The organism is Kitasatospora sp. NPDC058048, assembly GCF_042885555.1.
GTDB lineage: Bacteria > Actinomycetota > Actinomycetes > Streptomycetales > Streptomycetaceae > Kitasatospora > Kitasatospora lactacystinica.
In genome coordinates, this window is record NZ_JBHVRT010000023.1 from 38380 (window position 1) to 59757 (window position 21378).

At 75.8% G+C, this 21378-nt stretch carries 14 protein-coding genes; 9 read left to right on the top strand and 5 right to left on the bottom strand.

Annotated features, from left to right (window positions below; all coding sequences use genetic code 11):
• The first annotated feature begins 78 nt into the window (after positions 1-78).
• Positions 79-3000: an ATP-binding protein gene (locus ACFVVA_RS23785; protein WP_387692381.1), complete on the top strand. Its 2922-nt coding sequence runs from the start codon at positions 79-81 to the stop codon at positions 2998-3000.
• 119 nt (positions 3001-3119) lie between these two features.
• Here ACFVVA_RS23785 and ACFVVA_RS23790 read toward each other — a convergent pair whose 3' ends face one another.
• Entirely contained in the window at positions 3120-3290 is a 171-nt protein-coding gene (locus ACFVVA_RS23790) for a hypothetical protein (RefSeq protein ID WP_359915435.1), read from the bottom strand.
• Between the two features lie 273 nt (positions 3291-3563).
• On the opposite strand from ACFVVA_RS23790, the gene ACFVVA_RS23795 reads away from it, so the two are divergent.
• A complete protein-coding gene (locus tag ACFVVA_RS23795) occupies positions 3564-5939 on the top strand; it encodes an LPXTG cell wall anchor domain-containing protein (protein ID WP_387692383.1) in 2376 nt (791 codons plus the stop codon).
• Between the two features lie 100 nt (positions 5940-6039).
• Here ACFVVA_RS23795 and ACFVVA_RS23800 read toward each other — a convergent pair whose 3' ends face one another.
• The 3 genes from ACFVVA_RS23800 to ACFVVA_RS23810 form a co-directional block, all read right to left on the bottom strand.
• Positions 6040-7989 carry a glycerophosphodiester phosphodiesterase family protein gene (locus tag ACFVVA_RS23800; RefSeq protein ID WP_387692385.1) on the bottom strand — a complete coding sequence of 650 codons (1950 nt, stop codon included), beginning with the start codon at positions 7987-7989 and terminating at the stop codon, positions 6040-6042.
• 275 nt (positions 7990-8264) lie between these two features.
• Positions 8265-9362, bottom strand: coding sequence for a chemotaxis protein (locus tag ACFVVA_RS23805; RefSeq protein ID WP_387692387.1), 1098 nt, complete (start codon positions 9360-9362; stop codon positions 8265-8267).
• Between the two features lie 347 nt (positions 9363-9709).
• Positions 9710-10300 (bottom strand): lytic polysaccharide monooxygenase, encoded by a 591-nt coding sequence (locus ACFVVA_RS23810; RefSeq protein ID WP_387692389.1) that lies wholly within the window; start codon positions 10298-10300, stop codon positions 9710-9712.
• A 366-nt stretch (positions 10301-10666) separates the two neighbouring features.
• Between ACFVVA_RS23810 and ACFVVA_RS23815 the strand changes: the two genes are divergently transcribed.
• The 7 genes from ACFVVA_RS23815 to ACFVVA_RS23845 all read left to right on the top strand — a co-directional run bounded on the left by ACFVVA_RS23815 (position 10667) and on the right by ACFVVA_RS23845 (position 19643).
• Positions 10667-11134, top strand: coding sequence for a MarR family winged helix-turn-helix transcriptional regulator (locus ACFVVA_RS23815; RefSeq protein ID WP_387692391.1), 468 nt, complete (start codon positions 10667-10669; stop codon positions 11132-11134).
• 256 nt (positions 11135-11390) lie between these two features.
• Positions 11391-12593, top strand: a complete 1203-nt coding sequence (locus ACFVVA_RS23820; protein ID WP_387692393.1) for an MFS transporter — start codon at positions 11391-11393, stop codon at positions 12591-12593.
• A gap of 52 nt (positions 12594-12645) precedes the next feature.
• Positions 12646-13071, top strand: coding sequence for a heme-binding protein (locus ACFVVA_RS23825; RefSeq protein ID WP_387692395.1), 426 nt, complete (start codon positions 12646-12648; stop codon positions 13069-13071).
• A 62-nt stretch (positions 13072-13133) separates the two neighbouring features.
• Positions 13134-13970 carry an aldo/keto reductase gene (locus tag ACFVVA_RS23830; protein ID WP_387692397.1) on the top strand — a complete coding sequence of 279 codons (837 nt, stop codon included), beginning with the start codon at positions 13134-13136 and terminating at the stop codon, positions 13968-13970.
• Positions 13971-14064: 94 nt separating this feature from the next.
• Entirely contained in the window at positions 14065-15072 is a 1008-nt protein-coding gene (locus tag ACFVVA_RS23835) for a TIGR03571 family LLM class oxidoreductase (protein WP_387692399.1), read from the top strand.
• 179 nt (positions 15073-15251) lie between these two features.
• Complete coding sequence (locus tag ACFVVA_RS23840; protein ID WP_387692401.1) at positions 15252-17261, top strand: NHL repeat-containing protein; 2010 nt, start codon at positions 15252-15254, stop codon at positions 17259-17261.
• A gap of 159 nt (positions 17262-17420) precedes the next feature.
• Positions 17421-19643 (top strand): MMPL family transporter, encoded by a 2223-nt coding sequence (locus ACFVVA_RS23845; RefSeq protein ID WP_387692403.1) that lies wholly within the window; start codon positions 17421-17423, stop codon positions 19641-19643.
• Here the strand turns inward: ACFVVA_RS23845 and ACFVVA_RS23850 are convergent.
• A complete protein-coding gene (locus ACFVVA_RS23850; RefSeq protein WP_387692405.1) occupies positions 19640-20950 on the bottom strand; it encodes a M14 family zinc carboxypeptidase in 1311 nt (436 codons plus the stop codon). The two genes, ACFVVA_RS23845 and ACFVVA_RS23850, sit on opposite strands and share 4 nt — an antisense overlap.
• Positions 20951-21378: the final 428 nt, after the last annotated feature.

A 21378-nucleotide genomic window follows, 5' to 3' on the forward strand; every position in this document is an offset into this window, starting at 1 on the left:
GCCGTCACGGCATGATGTGCCCATGGCCTTCGCACCCCTCCTCGGCGAGCGCCGCGCCCCCGAACCGACCGGACGGCCGTGAGTCGGCCCGTCGAGCCGGGATCGCCCGGCGCCGGTTTCGTGTTCGTGGGGCGCCGGCCCGAACTGGACCGCCTGACCGACGCGATGCTCCGCCCGCCCGCCGTGGTCCTGGTCGAGGGCGAGGCCGGCCTGGGCAAGTCCCGCCTGGTGGCCGAGGCCGCGGCCGGTGCCGCGGCGGCGGGCCGCCTGGTGCTGACCGGCTTCTGCCATCCGCTGCGCGAGCCGCTGGCCTTCGGCCCGGTGGTGGACGCGCTGCGCGGCGTCGGCCCGTTCCTGCCGCCCGCCGACCGCATCCCGGCCAGTGCCGGGGCGCTGCGCCCGCTGCTGCCCGACCTCGCCGACCGGCTGCCGCCGCTGCCCGCGGCCGCCGGCGAGGGGACGCCGGGGCTGCGGCTGCTGGTCCAGGCGGTGCGCGCCCTGCTCGGCGCGCTCGGCGAGACGGTGCTGGTCGTGGAGGACCTGCACTGGGTGGACGACGCCACCCGCGAGCTGCTCCTGCTGCTGGCCCGGGACGTGCCGGCGGGGCTGGCCCTGGTGCTCACCTACCGGGCCGAGGACCTGGCGCCGGACACCCCCGCCCTGGGCGCGGCCTACCGGCGCCCGGCCGGGGTGGGCGGTGCGCTGATCCGGCTGGCCCCGCTCGCCGAGGCCGAGGTCGACGAGCTGGCCCGGGCGGCGCTGGGCCCGCGTGCGACGGCGGCGCTCACCCGGGTGCTGTTCGACCGCAGCGAGGGCCTGCCGCTGGTCGCCGAGGAGGACCTGATCACGCTGGGCGAGCGGCGCGGTGCCGGCGCGCTGACCAACGCCGCGGACCTGGCCGCCGACCTGGAGCAGTCCGAGGTGCCGCGCGGCCTGCGCGACGCGGTGACCGAGCGGCTCGCGGCGCTGTCCCCGGAGGCCTCCGCGATCGCCTCGGCGGCCGCGGTGCTGGGCGTGCCGGCCGGGGAGGAGCTGCTGGCCGCCGTGGCCGGCCTCGACCCGCAGGCCGCGGCGGACGGCCTCACCGAGGCGCTGCGGGCAGCGGTGCTCAACGAGAAGCCGCTGGCCCGCTACGGGTTCCGGCACGTCCTGGCGCAGCAGGTGGCCTACCGCCGGCTGCCGGGGCCGCGGCGCGGCGCACTGCACCGGCGGGCGGTGGCGGCGCTGGGCGCGCGCGAGCCGAGGCCGCTGGTGCAGATCGCCCACCACACGCTGGCGCTCGGCGACCGGGCGGCCTGGCAGGAGGTGGCCGAGGCGGCCGCCGACCAGGCGGTGGCGCTCGGGGACAGCGGCAGTGCCGGCGCGCTGCTGCGCCGGCTGCTGGACGAGCCCGACCTCGATCCGCGGCGGCGCGGGCGGGCCGCGCTGGCGCTGGCGCGGATCGCCGCCGACGGCGTGGATTCGGTGGCCAGCGCGGCGACGCTGACCGCGATCATCGCCGATCCGCGGCTGCCGGTGCCCGACCGCGGCGAGATCCGGCTGTCGCTGGGCTTCCTGATGGCCGTTCACGGCGGGGACCGGGCCGGTTTCGACCGGATGGAGGAGTCCCTCGACGAGCTGGAGCAGCGCCCGGGCCGGGCGGCCCGGGCGATGGTGGCGCTGGCCATGAACGAGCGCGACGGCGCCGGCGAGCGCGCCCGGCAGTGGCTGGAGCGGGCCGATCGGACGCTGGCCGCGAACCCGGACGAGGAGGTGGCCGCCGCGGTACGGGCCACCCGGCTGACGTTCCTGGCGCGCGAGGGCGACCCCGCGGTGTGGGAGCAACTGGACGCGCTGCCGCGCAGCTCGCGGCGGCCGGAGATCGTCCGGCAGACCGCCCGTGCGCTGTACAACGCGGGTGAGATCGCCGTGGAGCTGGGCCACGACCGGCGGGCGGCACAACTGTTGGAGGAGAGCCGGCGTCTGGCCCGTCGGGCGGCGATCCCCTATCTGGAGTGCTACAGCCGGATCGCGCTGGTGCGGCTGGAGGGTCTGGCCGGGCGGTGGGACGGGCTGGAGGAGCGGCTGGCCGCGCTGGGCGCGGAGTTCCCGGACCTCGCGATGGCCGGGGTCGAGCAGGCCCTGCTGCGGGGCCGGCTGGCGGCCGCGCGCGGCCGGCTCGCGGAGGCGCGCGCCCACTTCACGGAGGCGGGCCCGTACGGGGAGCGGGAGTCGCAGGTGACCGGGGCGCTGCGGGCGGCGGCGGGGCTGGCGGGGCTGCAGCTGGCGGAGGGGGACGTCGCGCGGGCGGCGGCCACGCTGGTGCCGGCGCTGGACGCGCTGCGCCGGGCCGGGGCCTGGCCGCGGGCCGCCGAGTTGCTGCCGGTGGCGGTCGAGGTGCTGCTGGCGGCGGGCGACGCGGCGGGTGCGGCGGAGCTGGTCGAGCAGGCGCGGGCGCATCTGGAGGGGCGGGACGCGCCGGCGGCCCGGGCGGCGCTGGCCTTCGCCGGCGGTCTGCTGCTGGCCGGTACGGATCCGGCGGGCGTCGGCGGGGATCCGGCGGGCGCGGGCGCGGAGTTCGAGCGCTCGGCCGGGCTGTGGCAGCGGATCGGGCGCCCGTACGAGCAGGCGCGGGCCGAGGAGCGGGCGGCGACCGTGGCGGCGGGGGGCGACCGGGCGGCGGCCGGGGAGCGGATCGCCGCCGCCGAGCGGGCCTATCTGGCGCTGGGCGCGGCCTCGGACGCGGCCCGCTGCCAGCGGCTGCGGCGGGAGCTGGGCCTGGGCCGGGCGGCCTCGCCGGGGCGGCGCGGCTACGGCGAGCGGCTGTCCCCGCGCGAGCGTCAGGTCGCGGCGCTGGCCGCCCAGGGCGCGGCGAACCAGGACATCGCCCGGGCGCTGTTCCTGTCGACCCGTACGGTCGAGCACCACGTGGCGAGTGCGCTGCGCAAGCTCGGGGTGGGCCGGGCGGGGCTGGGCGAGGCGCTGGCCGCCGCGGACGGGGCCCCGGAGGGCACCGGCTGAGAGAGGGGGAAAAGGGGGTCCCGCCCGCTCCCTCAAGGGGCGGGACCCGGTCCGGGGTCGGCCGTGCCGGTGGTGTCCGGCTCCGGGGTCGGCCGTGCCGGTGGTGTCCGGCTCCGGGGTCAGCCGTGCCGGTGGTGTCCGGCGCGTTCGACGAGCCGGGAGAGCCGGGCCAGCCGGGCCAGGCCGGGCCGGCGCAGGCCGCTGCTGCGGCGGGCGGGCAGGACCAGCCCGGGGTCGGGGGCGGTGAAGTGGGTGTCGGCGTAGAGCCGGAGACGTTCGCGGCGGGTCATGGGGCGACCTCCGGGGGTGAGGGTCGTCGGTGTGGGGCGGGCTCCAGGAAACCGGCTGGGCGGGGGCGGGAACAATGCGTACCGCTACCCAATCCCCCGTACCGAATTCTGGGTACCGGCCGTTCGCGCAGCTCGGACGGGCCGTCAAGCGCTGTTGCCCCACCCGGGTGAAAGAGCCGTCCGGCAGGCATCGGCACCCGTCCGCGCAGGTACGTGGTTCTGCTGTTCGTGTCACCTCCCGACAGCGAGGTTCCCGTGTCACCTGTCCGACGAGTGCGTCCGCGCCCGCCGCACGTCCTGTCCGCGTTGCTGGCGGTGGTGCTCGGTGCGGGTGCCGCCGCCCTGAGCGTTCCGGCCCCGGCGGCCTCGGCGGGGCCGCCGGAGGCCGTGCGGGCCCTGCCGGCGGCGAACGCGGCGGCGCAGCCCGCGGCGAAGGCGGAGGGCAGGGCGGCGCGGCCGAAGCCGCGCGGGGCCGGGACGCAGCGCCCGATCGGCCCGGACCCGGTGGTCGACCTGCTGGCGCACGGCAATCTCACGATGGCCTCCAACTCGGTGCTGACCTGCGACGACAGCGACGGCACGGTCTGCTCTGACACCGAGGGGTCGAACAACGGCCGGACCAAGTTCGTCAAGGTCGACCCGAACGCGCCGGGCCCCAACGCCTCCTCGGCGCAGCTGCTGCTGCCGGCCGGGGCGAACGTCCTGTCGGCGCGCCTGTACTGGCAGTTCAACCCGACCAACACCAGCACCGCGGGCGGCACGTCCGGGGACATCAACCTGGGCAACCGGGTCTCCTGGAAGGTCCCGGGCGCGAGCGGCTACCAGCAGGTGACCGCGGACACCTACGACTGGTTCGACCAGATGGTGGGCGGCAACCCGCCGGAGCCGCTGCTGGCCGGCGGGGCGGTCAAGGACGTGACGGCGGAGGTCCGGGCGGCCGGTCCGGGCAGCTACACCGTCGCCGACATCCAGGCGTGCGCCGGCCGGTCCTCCGCGCAGAACTTCGGCGGCAACAACGTGGGCTGCTGGGGCGGCTGGTCACTCGTCGTCGCGTACGAGGACGCGGCGGAGCCGCTGCGCTACCTCCAGGTCTGGGACGGCTACCAGCTGCTGCGCGACCCCAACAACTCGACGACCCTCACCCTGGGCGGCATCCGCACCCCCGCCACCCAGGCCCCGCGGGCCGTCATGGGGATCACGGTGGGCGACGGTGACGCGCCGATCGCCGGGGACTCCCTGGCCGTCGGCTCCACGCCCACCGACCTGGTCCTGGTGCCGATGCCCGGCCCCACGGGGGTCGGCACGGACAACGCGTTCACCAGCCGGATCGACCATGTCGCGACGGACGGCACCGGCACCAACATCACCACCCGCGACCCCGACCCGGTCAACAACTACGGCTACGACGCCCGGATGATCGACGTGACCGGCAAGATCCCGGCCGGCAGCGAGCAGGCGCTGGTCCGCATCAGCGGCGCCGGCGACGCCCTGGAACCGCAGGCCGCCTGGCTGGCCCTGGACGCCCTCGAACCCGACCTGCGGATCACCAAGGCCAACACCCCGCCCGGCAGCCCCGACGACAACCCGCCCGGGCTGGTCGGCCCCGGCGGGACGATCACCTACACCTTCGCGGTGGCCAACCGGCGCCAGGACGGCACCAGCACCGACCTCGACACCGCGACCGGCGTCACCGTGACCGACACGATCCCGGCCGGCACCACCTTCGTCCCCGCCTCCAACCCGGCCTGCCAGGCCGCCGGGCAGACCGTCACCTGCACCGTCCCCGACCTGCCCCCGGGCGCCGAGGCCGACGTCGCCTTCCAGGTCACCGTCGACGCCTCCACCGCCGTCGGCACCCACCTCGACGACACGGCCACGCTCCACTTCCGGGGCAGCCAGACCCAGCGGGCCCAGGAGCGCACCAGCAACACCGTGCGCAACACCGTCGCCGCCGTGCCCGGCTACACGATCGTCAAGACGGCCGACCCGACCACCGCCAAGCCCGGCGACACCGTCCACTACCGGATCCAGGCCACCAACACCAGCCGGACCGACGCCCCCGGGGTGACCCTCACCGACGACCTGTCGGGCGTGCTGAACTCCGCCGCGTACAACAACGACGCCACCGCGGACCGCGGTCAGGTCCAGTTCGCGGGCACCGCGCTGACCTGGAGCGGGGACCTGCCCGTCGGGGCCACCGTGACCATCAACTACTCCGTCACCGTGCGCTCCCCGCTGGCCGCCGACGCGGTCCTGCGCAACACCGTCTCCTCCGGCACGTACGACAACAACTGCTCGCAGGGCTCGACGGACGCGCGCTGCCGCGCCGAGGTCCCGGTCACCGTCCCCAGCCCCAGCCCGAGCCCGAGCCCGACGTCGTCGCCGAGCCCGACCCACAGCCCGAGCCCCAGCCCGAGCCCCGGCCCGACCGCGAGCCCCTCGCCGCATCCGACCCACAGCCCGACCCACAGCCCGGGCCACAGCCCGACCCACGTCCCCCCGCCCGACCACGGCCACGGCGGCCAGCTGCCCGAGACCGGTAGCAACGCGGCCCGGCTGCTGCCCGTCGTCGGCCTCACCGCGCTCGGCGCCGTCGCCGCGGGCGCGCTCCTGCTGATCCGCGCCCGCCGCACCCGTCGCAGCCGCTGAGCCCCGTCACGACCGCACTGCCCCGGCCGCGCCCACGCCTCGCGTGGGCGCGGCCCCGCGTTGCCGGGCCGTCACCGGGAGCGCCCCCGACGGGGCGAGGTCAGCCGCGCGGGGCGGTGTCCAGGGCGCGGGCGTCGGCGGCGATCAGGCGGGCGCGGTCGGCGGGGACGGTGCGCCCGGCCTGGTCGTCGGCCCACTGGGCGAGCGGCCGGTACTGGCCCTGGCCGAGCATCACGGTCAGGGTGGCGACGGCGTTGCGGTCGGCGCCGGAGGTGAGCACCAGGGCGGCCAGGCCGGTGGGGGTGGCGGCGAGGGTGAACTCGGTGGTGGTCTCGGCGCGACCGCCGGGGCCGGTGGCCTCGGCGCGCAGGGTGTGCCTGCCGAGCGGGAGGGCGGCGGTGTCCAGGGCGGTGCCGGGCGCCAGCTCCTTGCCGTCCAGGGTGAGGCGGACGGTGTCGGCGCCGGTGGCCCGGACGGCGGTCACCGGCTGCTGGGCGCGGTCCAGGGTGGTGCCGGCGGCCGGGGAGGTGATCGCCACGGTGGGCGCGACGGGGCTTACGGGGTTGCCGCCCTGGAGCCAGGCGCTGTTCCAACCGGCCAGCTCCGCCGGGCGGTTGGTGATGACGCCGTCGACGCCGGCGGCCTCCAGGGCCTTCCAGCGGGTGGCCGAGTCGACCGTCCAGACGTTGACCGCGACGCCGGCGGCGTGCAGGTCCTTCACCACGGCCGGGCGTGCGGCGAGGCCGCCGTCGGAGGGGTTGTAGGCGGACAGGCCGAGGTCCTTGGCGACGGCCACCGGGTCGGCGTCGAGGTCGCCGCGCAGCAGGCCCAGGGGCAGTTCGGGGGCCAGTTCGCGGGTGTACCGCAGGGCGTCGACCTCGAAGCTCTGGACGAAGACCCGGGCGGTCATCCTCTGGTCGCGCACCTCCTGGACGATCCGGGCGACCTCGTCGCGGCTGTGCTTGCCCTTGATCTCCAGCAGCAGGCTGCCGCCGCGGGTGCGCAGGTCCTCCAGCTGGGCGGCCAGGGTGGGGATGCGGGCGCCGGCGTAGACGGGGCCGAACCAGGAGCCGGCGTCCAGGGTGTCGAGCTGGGCGGCGGTCAGGTCGCGGATGCGGCCCTTGCCGTCGGTGGTGCGGTCGACGGTGTCGTCGTGCAGGACGTAGGGGACGCCGTCCTTGCTGGGCTGGACGTCGTTCTCGATCCACTCGGCGCCGCCGCGGCGGGCGATCTCGTCGGAGACCAGGGTGTTCTCAGGGGCGGCGGAGGAGGCGCCGCGGTGGGCGAAGACGGTCAGCGGGGAGCCGGCCGGGCGCAGCCGGCCGCCGGGGGCGAGGGCGGTGACCTTGAGGTCGTCGAAGGAGACCTTGGCGCCGTTGACGACCAGGGCCTGGCCGCCGTCGGCGCTGCGGGCGACCTGGGTGGTGCGCATGGCCTCCTTGCCGTCGAAGATCCAGCGGGCGGTGGTGCCGTGGACCTCGACGGCGATGCGCACGTCGCGGCCGGTGCCGGCGGCGGTGGGGGCCGCGGCGGTGTCGGTGACGCTCCAGGCGTTGGCGGGGGTGCGCTGGGCGAATTCGAGGCCGTTGGCGGCGGTGGTGCCGGTGCGCATGGTGGCGATGGACCAGGGGGTGGCGCCGGAGGCGGGGACGTCGAGGCCCAGGGCGGTCCAGCGGGCGCCGTCCTGGACGGTCTCGAAGCGGGCGGTGGCCTCGATGCGGAAGTCGTCCAGGTGGCGGCCGAAGGTGATCCGGCTCTGCTGGCCGGAGTTGGCGGAGGTGCCGACCAGGCGGCCGCCCTCGACCTTCCAGTCGCCCTCGACGGCGGCCCAGCCGGCGGGCAGGGCGGGGGCGGTGAAGGTCTCGTCGACGACGACCTCGCCGGGGGCCGGGGCGGCGCCGGCCGCGGCCGCGGCCGCGGCGGGGGCTGCTTCGGCGGAGACGGCGCTGGGGGCGTTCAGGGCGACGGCGGTGAGGCCGAGCGAGGCGGCGACGGCGGCGGCGAGCAGGCCGGTGCGGCGGCCCGCGCGGGGGCGGTGACTCTGTGTCATGCGCGGCAGGCTAGGGGCGCTTGCCGAACCGGGCGTCACGAGTCCGAAAACCGTTCGTGACCATTGCGCGTGCGGTTCGCGAAGGTGGCGCGTTCCTTGCCCCGTTCGGCCGGTTCGTTTCCGTACGGGCGCGGTGGGCGGGTGCGGCGGGCAAAGGTGCGGCGGGTACGCGGTGGGGGTGGGCCGGGTCGGACGGTCGCCCTGTGCGACGGTCCCGGGCGCGCCGCGGCCGCCCGCCGGGGGTGATCGGACGGGCGGCCGCGGTCGAGGGCGGGTCAGTAGCGCAGGACGGCGGCGATCCGGTCGCTGTCGGCGAGGGTGCCGTCGGGGACGAAGCCGACCTGGCCGCCGGTGTCCAGGGTGCGCTCGATCACCTCGTCGACGATGTCCTCGCGGGCGCCGGGCTGGTCGGCCTCGGCGGGCACGAGGTGCTCGCCCTCGTCGCGCACGGTGGCACGGTAGTTCTCCTCGACCACCAGGCGGGCGACCCGGCCCTCGCCGACGGTCCGCCAGACCTCGTCCAGGCCGGCCGCGAACTGCTGGGCGCCGCGGGCCTTGTCGAGCTGGGCGAGGTGCTCGGCGACCTCCTGGTCGGCGTGGGCGCGCACGGCGGGTTCGACCACCTTGCGCACGGTCTCGGCGTCGGCCTGGGCCAGGCCGCCGTGCGGGAGCTGCGCGGTGGACTCCTTGGCGATCGGGCCGACGGCGTCCAGCAGGGCGAGCGCGGCGGCCTCGCCGACCACGTACAGCGGGCGGGGGGCGGCGGCCAGCAGCTTGCCGACCTCGGTGTCGGCCTGGCGCAGGAAGGTCTTGGTCGCCTCGTCGCGGAAGGTGCTGGGCGTGTCGCCGATCTGCTCCTGGCGCTCGGGGTCGGGGTTGTCGAAGACGCGCACCAGCGGGAAGCCGCGGCCCTTCTCCTCGGCGACCCGCTCCTCGGTGCCGCCCCAGAGCACCACCTTGTCGGCGGCGACCGCGAGCACCCAGAACGGGCGCTCGGCGGCGTGCGCGGCGACCAGGTTGCGGGTGAGGAAGGTGTCGGACAGGACCACCCGGGCGGGGGCGGTGCGCCCGAGTGACCAGACCTGGTGCTCGCCGGGGGCGGCGAAGATCGCCAGGCCGTCCTCGGCGTGCACCAGGTCGACCTCCGCGAGGGCCCGGTCGAGCTGTTCCAACACGTCGATCCGGTCGGCGCGGGAGACCTCCGGGTCCGCCTGGACGCGCTCCTTCGCCTCGGCCAGCAGGTTGCGCAGCCGGACCGGGTCCTGGGTGTTGTCCGGCTCCCGGCGGTGCGTGGGCATCAGGATCGACACCACCGGATAGGGCCGCGGCCGGCGCAGCTCGGCGAGGACGGCGGGGCTGAGGTCGGGGCGCATGGAGACCCTTTCCGAAGGCGGTCGGCCTTCTTTCGTGGACGCGCGAAGCCTGGCACTGCTGCCAAATGTCGTCAATGTACCTATTTACGGCTTCTGCGGCGCGCGAGCACGGCCCGGGCGGGGTCTCCGGCGCGGGCGGGGGTCTGCGGTGCGGGCGGGGGTCTGCGGTGCGTCGGGCGGGGGTCGGGCCCGGGGCCTGCGGTGCGATCGGGCGGCCCGCCGGCGCCGTCCGGAGTCGGGCGGCGGCGTCGGCGGGACGCGGTCGGGCGCGGTGGGGCCCGGTCGGGCACGGTTTCGGGCCCGGTGCGACGCGACCGGTCAGGGCCGTCGGGACGGCCCGGGGACGGTCAGAACTGGACGTCGGTGCAGGAGTAGAAGGCGTTGCCGGTGTCGGCGATCTCCCAGACGGCGACGATCACCTGGTGGCCGGTGCGGCCGGTGGGCAGGGTCCCGGTGTGGGTGGTGGTGGCGGCGGGCTGGCGGCCGTTGTAGGGGACGGTCAGGAACGGGGTCAGGTCCAGGGCGGACCGGGTGATCGGCTGGCTCGCGCTGTAGCCGGGCTTGGTCAGGTAGTACTTGAAGTTCGTGGTGGAGTGCCGGGCCTCGATCTCCCAGGTGAAGGTGAGCTGCTGGCCCGCCGTCACCTTGGTGGTCGGCCAGGCGCCGCCCCTGGGGTTGTCCAGCGGGGCCCAGCGGGCGTCCCCGCCGGCGCAGATGGTGCCGTCCGCCGGGCCGCGGCTCGGGAAGCCCTTGGGGCCCTCGACGCTCTGCGGCTCCCACTGGATGTCGCCGCAGTCCCACGGGACGGCGTTGGCGCCGCAGAGCGCGGAACGGCTCGGCGGCAGGTTGATGAAGCCGTGCGACTGGGCCGGCAGGGCCGCCGCGATCGGCAGGGCGATCGCGGCCGCGGCGGCGGCGATCAGATGGCGCTTGCGCATGGTGCTCCTCCGTGGGGGTGGATGGAGTGTGCGCCCGGCGCGGGGCGTGCGCGTGCGCGTGGGGGTGCGCACGGCGGTCTGCCCGAGACATGGCATGCCCGCGCCAGACCGGTTGCCCGACACCGTAGGAGCTGGCTTCCCCTCGCGTCAATGGTCTGAACCATTTACGCCAAAGCCTTGCGAACACTGGGCACCGCCCGACACTCCTCGCCCCGACACCCCGACCGGACCCACCCGGGCCCATCCCGGGCCCATCCCGGGCCTGCGCGGGAAGATTATTTGCACAAGCGCTATACAAGCCCTAGCCGATATTTCAGTTCATGGCTTATCCTGGACCCAGCCACATCTGCAAGGAGGCCAGGCCCCATGACCGCCACGGACCCCGCGCTCACCGCCCTCGCCAGCGGCTGGAACGCCCTGTCCCTCCTGCACGGCCGGATCGAGTCCCACATCGAACGCGCCCTGCAGGCCGAGCACGACCTGAGCGTGCGCGAGTACTCGCTGCTCGACGTGCTCAGCCGCCAGCACGACGACGAGGGCGGGCACCTGCAGATGAAGCAGGTCGCCGACGCGGTCGTGCTCAGCCAGAGCGCCACCACCCGCCTGGTCACCCGACTGGAGGACCGCGGCCTGCTGTCGCGCTACCTGTGCCCGACCGACCGCCGCGGCATCTACACCAACGTGAGCGAGGACGGGCTGAAGCTCCTGGAGCGGGCCCGGCCGACCAACGACGCCGCCCTGCGCGAGGCCCTCGACGAGGCCGCCCGCAACCCCGAGCTGACCTCACTGGTCCGCGCGGTCGAGGCCGTGGACGCCGCCTCGCCCGCCCGCTGACCCCGGCCGGCCCCGCACCGCCGCTCCCCCGGGCCCGGCCCGTCCGAACCGCACCCACGGTTCGGACGGGCCGGGCCCGGTCGCGTTTCCCGCCCGCCCCACCCCGTTGCACATGCAACCCGCGGCGTATGCAACCCGTGGCGCATGCAACCGATGGCGAATGCCCCATACCCTCGCTTGCACTTATCGCGCGTCTGCAACTATTGTTTAAGCACGCAAGGCGCTAGCTCAAGCAATCACAGAAGGGTTCGGGCCCATGCCTCTCGCTCTCATCGCCCTGGCCATCGGCGCATTCGGGATCGGGACCACCGAGTTCGTGATCATGGGACTCCTGCCCCAGATCGCCGGCGACTACGGCGTCTCCATCCCCAACGCGGGCCTGCTGGTCACCGGCTACGCCCTCGGCGTGGTCGTCGGCGCCCCGCTGATGACCGCCCTCGGCACCCGGATCAGCCGCAAGACCATGCTCATGCTGCTGATGGGCCTGTTCACGGCCGGGAACCTGCTCTCCGCGTTCGCCCCGTCCTTCCCCGTGATGCTGGCCGGGCGCATCGTGACCTCGCTCGCCCACGGCGCCTTCTTCGGCATCGGCTCCGTCGTCGCCGCCGACCTGGTCGCCCCGCAGAAGAAGGCCGGCGCCATCGCCACCATGTTCACCGGGCTGACCGTCGCCAACATCGTCGGCGTGCCGCTGGGCACCTTCATCGGCCAGGCCGTCGGCTGGCGCACCACCTTCGCCGGCGTCGCCGCGCTCGGCGTGCTCGGCCTGCTCGGCATCGCCCGGCTCGTCCCCGCCATGCCCCGCGCCGAGGGCGCCCGCCTGCGCCGCGAGCTCACCGCCTTCCGCAACCCGCAGGTGCTGCTCGCGATGGCGATGACCGTGCTCGGCTTCGGCGGCGTCTTCGCCGCGATCACCTACATCGCCCCGATGATGACCAACGTCACCGGCTACGCCGAGGGCTCCGTCACCTGGCTGCTGGTGCTGTTCGGCGTCGGCATGTTCCTCGGCAACCTGCTGGGCGGACGCTACGCCGACCGCAAGCTGATGCCGATGCTCTACACCACCCTCGGCGGGCTCGCCGTGGTGCTGGCGCTGTTCACCTTCACCGCCCACAACAAGGTCGCCGCCGCCGTCACCGTCCTGCTGGTCGGGGCCCTCGGCTTCGCCACCGTCCCCCCGCTCCAGAAGCGGGTCCTGGACCACGCCCACGGCGCCCCCACCCTGGCCTCCGCCGTCAACATCGGCGCCTTCAACCTCGGCAACGCGCTGGCCGCCTGGCTCGGCGGCATGGTCATCAGCGCCGGTCTCGGCTACACCGCCCCGAACTGGGTCGGCGCCGTCCTCGCCGGCGCGGCCCTGCTGCTGGCCTTCTGGTCCGCCGCCCTGGAGCGCCGTGACCGCACCCGTGCGGCCGTCGCGGCGAGCGCGGCTCCCCGCCACGCCGCCCTGCACCACTGACCATCGACTGACCATCGACCCGACCCGCCCCACCACCGGAAGAAGCACCACCATGAGCACCACCACCGCCGTCGCCCCGCTCACCACCGCCGACGCCGAACTCCTCGTCGACGCCGCCCGGACCGCCGCCGAGGCCGCGGGCGTGACCGTCAGCGTCACCGTCCTGGACGCGGGCGGCCACCTGCTCGCCTTCCGCCGCGACGACCGCGCCGTGCTGATCTCCGGCGAGACCAGCACCCGCAAGGCCTACACCGCCCTCCAGCTGAACGCCCCGACCGCCGACCTGGTCGACCTGGTCAAGCCCGACGGGCCGTTCCACTCCCTGCCCACCGCGCTGGACCGCCCGCTGCTGTTCATCGCCGGCGGCATCCCCGTCCACCGCGACGGCCGGCCGATCGGCGCCATCGGCGTCGGCGGCGGCGCCCCCGAGCAGGACCACTCCTTCGCCGCCGCCGCACTCGCCCGACTCGCCCGGTGAGCACCGCCGCCCGGACCCTCCGCTCCGCCCCCACCGACCGCACCGCCTGAAGGAGACAGCGCATGACCACCCCCGACATCCCCACCGTGAAGCTGAACAACGGCGTCGAGATCCCCCAGCTCGGCTTCGGCGTCTTCCAGGTCCCCGACGAGCAGACCACCGCCGCCGTCGCCTCCGCCCTGGAGGCCGGCTACCGCAGCATCGACACCGCCGCCATCTACGGCAACGAGACCGGCGTCGGCCGCGCCCTGGCCGCCTCCGGCGTGGCCCGCGAGGACCTGTTCGTCACCACCAAGCTGTGGAACGCCGACCAGGGCTACGACGCCACCCTGCGCGCCTTCGACGCCAGCCTCGCCAAGCTCGGCCTGGACCACGTCGACCTCTACCTGATCCACTGGCCCACCCCGGCCCGCGACCTCTACCCCGACTCCTGGCGCGCCCTGGAGCGCCTCGCCGAGGAGGGCCGCATCCGCGCCGCCGGCGTGTCCAACTTCCAGCCCGCCCACCTCCAGCGCCTGCTGGACCACAGCTCGCTGGTGCCCGCCGTCAACCAGGTCGAGCTGCACCCCGGCCTCCAGCAGGCCGAGCTGCGCGCCTTCCACGCCCGGCACGGCATCGCCACCGAGGCCTGGAGCCCGCTCGCCCAGGGCGCCGTCCTGGACGACCCGGCGATCACCGCGATCGCCGCGCGCACGGGCAAGTCCCCCGCCCAGGTCGTGCTGCGCTGGCACCTGCAGCTCGGCAACATCGTCATCCCCAAGTCGGTCACCCCGGCCCGCATCCGGCAGAACCTCGACGTCTTCGGCTTCGAGCTGACCGAGCAGGACATGGCCGCGATCGCCGCCGGCGACCGCGACCTGCGCACCGGCCCGCACCCGGACCAGTTCAACGCGAGCTGACCCCGCCCCGACTCCCGTCCCGGGCGGTCGCACCGCCGCCCGGGACGGGCCCCGGCCACCACCCCGGCCGCCGGTCACCCCGAAGGACCCCGCCATGGCACTCCCCCACCCCGCCCTCGCCCGACTCGCCCCCGCCGACGGCCGGCTGACCATCGGCCTGGAACTGCCCCTGGACAACGACTGGGGCCAGGACCGCGGCCGGGCCGACCGCGCGGCCGGCCGCCCCTTCGGCGTCCCCGACCTCACCGAGCACGCCCGCCTCGCCCGACTCGCCGACCGCCTCGGCTTCGCCGCCCTGTGGGTGCGCGACGTCCCGCTCCACGACCCCGTCCAGTTCGGCGACGCCGGCAGCGTCTTCGAGACCTTCACCCACCTCGGCCACCTCGCCGCCCTCACCCGGGACGCGGTCCTCGCCACCGGCGCGGTCGTCCTGCCGCTGCGCGAGCCGCTGCTGGTCGCCAAGGCCGCCGCCACCGTCGACGTGCTCTCCGGCGGCCGTCTGCTGCTCGGCCTGGCCAGCGGCGACCGCCCCGTGGAGTACCCGCTGTTCGACCGCGACTTCCACGGCCGCGGCGATGCCTTCCGCACCGGCGTCGAGACCCTGCGCGCCGCCTGGCGCCCCGGCCCGCTGGAGCTGCCCGCCGCCGGCCTCGGCGCCGAACGGCAGCTGGCGGTCCTGCCCGGGCCCGTCCACCCCGCGGGCATCCCGATCGCCGTCGCCGGCGGCGCCCAGCAGAGCCCCGAGTGGATCGCCGAGCACGCCGACGCCTCCCTCAACTACCCGCGCGACCTCGGCGCGCTGCGCCTGCGGATGCGCCAGTGGCGCGACCTCGCCGGCGACAAGCCCTACCTGACGCCGATGGTGCTCACCCTCGCCGAGGACCCGGCCGCCGCGCCGCATCCCGTCCGCCTCGGCCTCAGCACCGGGCGCACCGCCCTGATCGAGCACCTGGAGCTGATGTCCGAACTCGGCGTCGCCCACGTCTCCTTCAACCTGCGCCCCAACGACCGCCCCGTCGACGAGCTGCTGCAGGAGCTCGCCGAGGAGGTTCTGCCCCGCTTCGCCGCCCCCGCCGCCGTTCCGGCCGGGCGGCACGGCTGAACCGGGCACCGGCCCGCTCCGGATCGCACCGGCCCGCACCGGGTCGCGCCGGATCGCCCGTACCGGGCAATTTCCGCCGCGTCCCGCGGCCGGATGCGCCCGGGCGGGGCGCCGGTGTGGCAGGCAGGGGGGCGACGGTCCAGCGGCCGTCGTCCCCCTACGGCCGAACGGAGCCCCCCATGCGCCGACGCCGCGGCGTCCTGCTGACCGCCGCCCTCCTGGCCCAGCTCGCCGCCGGACCCTCCCACGCGGCGGCCCCCGCCCCGCACGGCGGGGAGCCGGCCGGCCAGCGCGGGGTGGTGCGCAGCGGTGACGCCCCGCTGGGCGGCGCCGAGGTGACGCTCTACCGGGCCGGGGACGGCGCCGGCGCCGCGCCCCGGGTGCTGGCCCGCACCCGCAGCGCGCGGGACGGGCGCTTCGTCCTGGACTACCGCCGCCCCGGGGACCCGCACGCCGTGCTGTACGTGCTCGCCGATCTGCCCGGGCCCGCCGGCGCGCGGGGCGGGGACGGGCAGGGCCCGCCGAAGGGGCCGGTGACGCTGGCCGCCGTGCTGAGCGGGGCGCAGGCCCCGCCCGAACTCGTCGTCAACGAGCGCACCACGGTGGCCGTCGCCTACGCCCTGGCCCGTTTCACCGGCCCGCGGGGCGTGGCCGGCCCCCGTCCGGGGCTGCAGAACGCCGCCGGGATCGCCCACAACCTGGCCGACACCGGTACCGGCGGCATCGCCGCGACGCTCGCCGACCCGCCCAACGGCGCCCTCACCTCGACCCTGGCCGAGTTCAACACGCTCGCCAACCTGCTCGCGGCCTGCGTCACCGGCGACGCCTGCGAGCAGTTGTTCGACCTGGCCCGGCGCCCCGGCCGCGCACGGCCCCGCGACACCCTGCGGGCCGCGGTGGACATCGCCCACGACCCCGGGCACAACGCCGCCGGGCTCTTCGCCCTCGCCGACTCCACCCCCCGCTACCGGCCGGCCCTGCCCGCCGCCCCCGAGGCCTGGACCGTGGCCCTGCGCTACGGCGGCAACGGGCGGGAGATCGACGGGCCGGGCAACATCGCCTTCGACGCCGACGGCAACGCCTGGGTCAGCAACAACTACCGCTACGACGCCGATCCCGCCGTCCCGGTCTGCGGCGGCGAGAGCGTCCTGAAGTTCACCCCCACCGGTCGGGACGCCCCCGGCGCCCCCTACCGCGGCGGCGGCCTGTACGGTGCGGGCTTCGGGGTCGCCGTGGATGCCCGGGGCTCCGCCTGGGTCGCCAACTTCGGTTTCCAGGGCCGTGGTTGCCCGATCGACCCGACCCCGCTGGAGCGCAGCGTCTCGCAGTTCGCCCCGGACGGCACCGTGCTCTCCCCGCCCGAGGGCTGGCGGGGCGGCGGCATCGTCCAGCCGCAGGGCCTGGCCGCCGACCGCTCGGGCACCGTGTGGGTGGCCAACTGCGGCGCGGACAGCGTGGCCCGAATCCCCGACGGTGACGCGACCCGGGCCCGGGAGGTGCCCACTCCGGCCCTGCACAAGCCCTTCGGTGCCGCCGTCGATCCCGCCGGGCGGCTGTGGGTCAGCGGGAACGGCAGCGACAGTGTGCAGGTCCTGGCCCCGGACGGCACCGTGGAGCGGGCCGTGACCGGCGGCGGCCTGCGGCGGCCGCTGGGCGTCGCCACCGACAGCCGGGGCAACGCCTGGGTCTCCAACAGCGGCATCCTGCCGGTGCCCTGCGGCGACGGCACCGCGGGCGATCTTGCGGACGCCGCCGTGGCGGGCGACGCCGGTCCGCGCCCGGGCGCCTCGGTGACCCTGATCCGGTCCGACGGGACGCCGGCCCCCGAACCCTTCACCGGCGGCGGCCTGTTCCTGCCCTGGGGCGTGGCCGTCGACGGCGACGACACCGTGTGGGTCGCCAACTTCGGCGGCCACCGCGTCGCCCGGCTGTGCGGCGTCGACCTCTCCGCCTGCCCGCCCGGCTTCACGACGGGGCAGCCGATCTCGCCGCCCGACACCGGCTACCCGAGCGACGGGCTGGAACGCAACACCGGCCTGCGGATCGACCCGTCGGGCAATGTGTGGCTGGCCAACAACTGGCGCACCGTGCCCGTGCAGACCAATCCCGGCGGCCACGAACTGGTCCTCCTGGTCGGCGCCGCCGCCCCCGTCGCGACCCCGGACCTCGGCGGCCCCGGCCGGCCCTGACCGTCCCCCGCCGCCCCCGCGGCTCCGGCCGCCGCCGCGATCGCGGCGGTTCCCGGGGCCGTAGGGGCGACTACCCGCCGGTACCGGTGGGCGGCGCGGGGCGGCCGGGAAGACTGCGCCGATCGGCGCACCGCCGTGCAGGAGACCCGGGAGCCTTCCATGCCGCCGTCCGCCCGTCCCGCCCCCTCGCCGGCCGCCGCGGCGCCGGCCCGGCGCTCGGCGCTGCGCCGCCTGGGCGAGTGGTGCGCGCGCCACTCGCTGATCGTCATCGTGCTGTGGCTGATCGCCCTGGCCGGCATCCAGGCCGCCAACAGGTCGGTGGGCGGCGCCTACTCGGACGACTTCTCGCTGCCCGGCACCCAGGCGCAGCAGGGCCGGGACGTCCTGCAGGCGCACGAGCCGGCCGCGGCGGGCACCAGTTCCCAGGTGGTGCTGCACGACGCGGCGCCGCTGACGGGGTTCCAGCCGCAGATCGCCCAGACGGCGGCCTCGCTCCAGCAGTTGCCGCACGTGCTGTCGGTGCAGAGTCCGCTGCCGCCGCCGGGGCAGAGCCCGCCGCCTGGCGGGCCGCTGTCCGCGGACGGGCTGACCGGGTACTTCACCGTACGGTTCGACACCAACCCGACCCTGCTGGGCAAGGACTACCTGCCGGGGGTGGACGCGGCGGTGGAGCCGCTGCGGGCGGCCGGGGTGCAGGTGGAGTACGGGGGGCCGCTGGGCGAGCTGGCCCGGCCGGCGGCGGACGACCGTTCCAGCGAGGTGATCGGCTTCGCGGTGGCGGTCGTGGTGCTGCTGGTGGGGTTCGGCAGTGCGATCGCGGCCGGGCTGCCGCTGCTGACGGCGCTGTTCGCGGCGGTGGTGGGCCTGGGGGTGCTGGGGCTGGTGGCGGCGCTGTCCACCTTCGCGACGGTGGCGCCGACGCTGGCGACGATGATCGGCATCGGGGTGGGGATCGACTACGCCCTGTTCCTGCTGACGCGTCACCGGCAGAACCTGATGGACGGGGTGGATCCGGTGGCCTCCGCCGGGCAGGCGGTGGCCACCAGCGGGCGGGCGGTGCTGGTCTCGGGCTGCACCGTGATCGTCGCGTTGTCCGGGCTGTCGGTGTCGGGGATCTCCTTCATCGCCAAGCTGGGGGCGGCGGCGGGCATCACGGTGGTGTCGGCGGTGCTCGGGGCGCTGACCCTGCTGCCGGCGCTGATGGGGCTGATCGGGCGCCGGATGGACCGGTTCGCGGTGCGCCGTCCGGTCGCGGAGTCCGGCGGGGACGTGGAGGGCGGGGCCTGGCACCGTTACGCCCGGCGGGTGCAGGCGCGGCCGTGGCGGTACCTGGTGACCGGGGTGGTGGTGCTCGTGGTGCTGTCGATCCCGCTGTTCTCCATCCAGCTGGGCCACATCGGCGACGGCGCGGACTCCACCGACTTCACCGACCGGCGGGCCTACGACCTGATGTCCCAGGCCTTCGGGCCGGGCTCGAACGGGCCGCTGACGGTGGTGGTCGACCAGAGCGCCGTGCCCGCCGAGGCGCGGGCGGGGCTGTCGGCCTCGGTGCAGCAGGCGCTCGCCGGCCTGCCCGGCGCGGCGAGCAGCACCCCGCTGCAGACCAGCCCGGACGGCGCGGTGCTGTTCGGCACCGTGATCCCGGCGAGCGCCCCGCAGGACCGGGCCACCACCGACCTGGTGAACCGGCTGGCGGACACCGTGCTGCCGGACGCGGTGGCCGGCACGGGCGCGAAGACGTACGTGACCGGCAACACGGCGGCGCAGGTCGACTTCCTGGACATCGTGTCGAGCCGGCTGCTGCTGATCATCGTGGTGGTGGTCGGGCTGGCCTTCCTGATCATCCTGCTGGTCTTCCGCGGCCCGCTGGTCGCGATCAAGGCCGCGGTGCTCAACCTGCTGTCGATCGCGGCCTCGTACGGGGTGGTGGTGGCGGTCTTCCAGTGGGGCTGGGGCGGGCCGGCGCTGGGGGTGGAGGGGAAGGTGCCGATCGAGAGCTACGTGCCGATGATGATGTTCGCGATCGTCTTCGGGCTGAGCATGGACTACGAGATCTTCCTGCTGTCGCGGGTGCACGAGGCGTGGCTGCGCACCGGGCGCAGCCACGACGCCGTGGCGCACGCGCTGGAGATCACCGCGCGGGTGATCAGCTGTGCGGCGCTGATCATGGTGAGCGTGTTCGCCGCGTTCATCGTCAGCGACAACGTGGTGATCAAGATGATGGGGCTGGGCCTGGCCGTGAGCGTGCTGGTGGACGCGACGGTGGTGCGGCTGCTGCTGGTTCCGGCGGTGATGACGCTGCTGGGGGCGGCGGCCTGGTGGACGCCGCGGTTCCTGGACCGGGTGCTGCCGCACATCGACACCGAGGGCACGAACGCTTAGAACTCGGGGTGGCGCAGGGCGACGGCGGCGCGGACGGTGTTGGCCTGGTGGGCGGCCTGGCGGGCGACGGGGAGCCAGGCGGGCTGGAAGGTCCGCTGGTACTGGGCGCACCAGTCGCGCAGGAGGTGGTCGAGGCGGGCGGCCTGGGGTGCGGCGGGGGCGCCGGCGACGCGGACGGCGCGGCGCAGCAGGGCGGCGGCGCGGACCGGGACGCGGTGGGCCCACAGGTCGATGCCGGCGAGGCGGGCGCGGGTGAGCGGGGTGCGCAGGAGGTCCTGTCCGTGGACGTCCGGGTCCCATTGGTCGGCGAGTTGGTGCAGGGCGGTGAGCGGGGTGCGGGCGGCGCGCAGCAGGGGGGTGTCGGGGTTTCGTACGTAGGGCAGGGCGGCGTCGAGGAGTGCGGTGAGGAGTGTGCCGCGGTGGCGCAGGCGGTCGGCGCAGGTGCGCAGGTACGGGCGGACGGCGTCGGCGGGGCGGGTGTCGCCGAGGTGGGCGCTGGTCCAGGCGGGGACTTCGACCAGGACGGTCCGGCCGCCGTGGCGGTGGGGGGCGAACCAGGTGCCGGCCCGGCCGCCGCCGTCCTGGTGGGGGGTGAGCATGCCGGTGGCGGTCTCCTGGTGGTCGATGTGGTGGGGGGTCATGAGGTAGAGGCCGGGGCCGGATTCGTGCAGGTGGAAGGTGTCGTAGTTGCCGGTCTCGACGGGGATGCCGAGGTCGGCGGCGGAGCGGGTGAAGGGGTGGGCGAGGGCGGCGGGGTCGCCGGTGGCCTGGACGAAGGTGCCGCCGACGTCGGTGCTGTGCAGGGAGAACTGGAGGGTGGGGCGCAGTTCGTCGATGAGCTGGAGGAGGGTGCGGCTCTCGGGGAGGTCGGAGCCGATGGCGGGGGCCCATTCGGGCTGGTCCTCGGCGGCGGGGCGGTAGTAGTGGTCGTAGTAGGCCCGCAGGGTGCGGGCGGTGCGGCTGCCGTCGGCGAGGTGGGCGCCGTCGGGGTCGAGGCAGAGCAGGAAGTGCCAGGCCAGGGACGGGCGTTGGGATGCGAGGGCGTGGTGGGCGAGGTCGGTGACGGCGGCGCGGGCGGCGAATTCGTCGGCGTGGGCGCCGGCGACGACGAGGAGGTTGTGCGGGCCGCGGCCGACGGTCAGCAGGGTCAGGGGGCGTCCGGCGCGGGAGGTGCCGACGGTGCGCACCCGGCACAGGTCGGGCCGCTGGGCGGCGAACTGGTGGGCGGTGGCGGTGAGTTCGTCGAGGCTCGGGTAGCGGTCGTGGAGCTGGGCGGCCCGGCCGGCCGGGGTCGTCGTGTCGATCACCTTCGGTTTCCTCCCCTGTGGTCGTGGCAGTAGTTCTACCTGGCGCGCGGGGCCGCCGGTACGGGCCGGGCCCGCCCGGGCGCGGGGGCTCGGGCGGGCCCGGGTGGGGCGGGGGGTGTCAGCCGGTGATGGGGCGGGTGTCGAGGCGGATGTGGTCGACGGCCCAGTACCAGTTGTTGCCGGCGTCGTACATGCGGAACCTGAGGGTCACCGAGCGGGCTCCGGCCGGGACGGCGAAGCTGCGGGTGATCCGGGTGTTCTGCGCGTCCTTGCCGGCGTTGTCGTTGCCGGTGGCGTCGGAGCCGTAGGCGAGCAGGCGGGTCTCGGTGCCGTTGTCGCCCTTGAGACGGCGCCTTACCAGCAGGTTGTAGGGGGCGGGGCGTCGAGCACATGCTGGACGCTGAGCGAAAGGGCTGACAGCACCGCCA

Excerpts from the sequence above, each read along its gene's own strand:
- ACFVVA_RS23810 (WP_387692389.1), bottom strand. The coding sequence starts at position 10,300 with ATGCGCAAGCGCCATCTGATCGCCGCCGCCGCGGCCGCGATCGCCCTG.
- ACFVVA_RS23805 (WP_387692387.1), bottom strand. The coding sequence starts at position 9,362 with ATGCGCCCCGACCTCAGCCCCGCCGTCCTCGCCGAGCTGCGCCGGCCG.
- ACFVVA_RS23845 (WP_387692403.1), top strand. The coding sequence starts at position 17,421 with ATGCCGCCGTCCGCCCGTCCCGCCCCCTCGCCGGCCGCCGCGGCGCCG.
- ACFVVA_RS23825 (WP_387692395.1), top strand. The coding sequence starts at position 12,646 with ATGAGCACCACCACCGCCGTCGCCCCGCTCACCACCGCCGACGCCGAA.
- ACFVVA_RS23840 (WP_387692401.1), top strand. The coding sequence starts at position 15,252 with ATGCGCCGACGCCGCGGCGTCCTGCTGACCGCCGCCCTCCTGGCCCAG.
- ACFVVA_RS23835 (WP_387692399.1), top strand. The coding sequence starts at position 14,065 with ATGGCACTCCCCCACCCCGCCCTCGCCCGACTCGCCCCCGCCGACGGC.
- ACFVVA_RS23815 (WP_387692391.1), top strand. The coding sequence starts at position 10,667 with ATGACCGCCACGGACCCCGCGCTCACCGCCCTCGCCAGCGGCTGGAAC.
- ACFVVA_RS23820 (WP_387692393.1), top strand. The coding sequence starts at position 11,391 with ATGCCTCTCGCTCTCATCGCCCTGGCCATCGGCGCATTCGGGATCGGG.
- ACFVVA_RS23800 (WP_387692385.1), bottom strand. The coding sequence starts at position 7,989 with ATGACACAGAGTCACCGCCCCCGCGCGGGCCGCCGCACCGGCCTGCTC.
- ACFVVA_RS23830 (WP_387692397.1), top strand. The coding sequence starts at position 13,134 with ATGACCACCCCCGACATCCCCACCGTGAAGCTGAACAACGGCGTCGAG.
- ACFVVA_RS23790 (WP_359915435.1), bottom strand. The coding sequence starts at position 3,290 with ATGACCCGCCGCGAACGTCTCCGGCTCTACGCCGACACCCACTTCACC.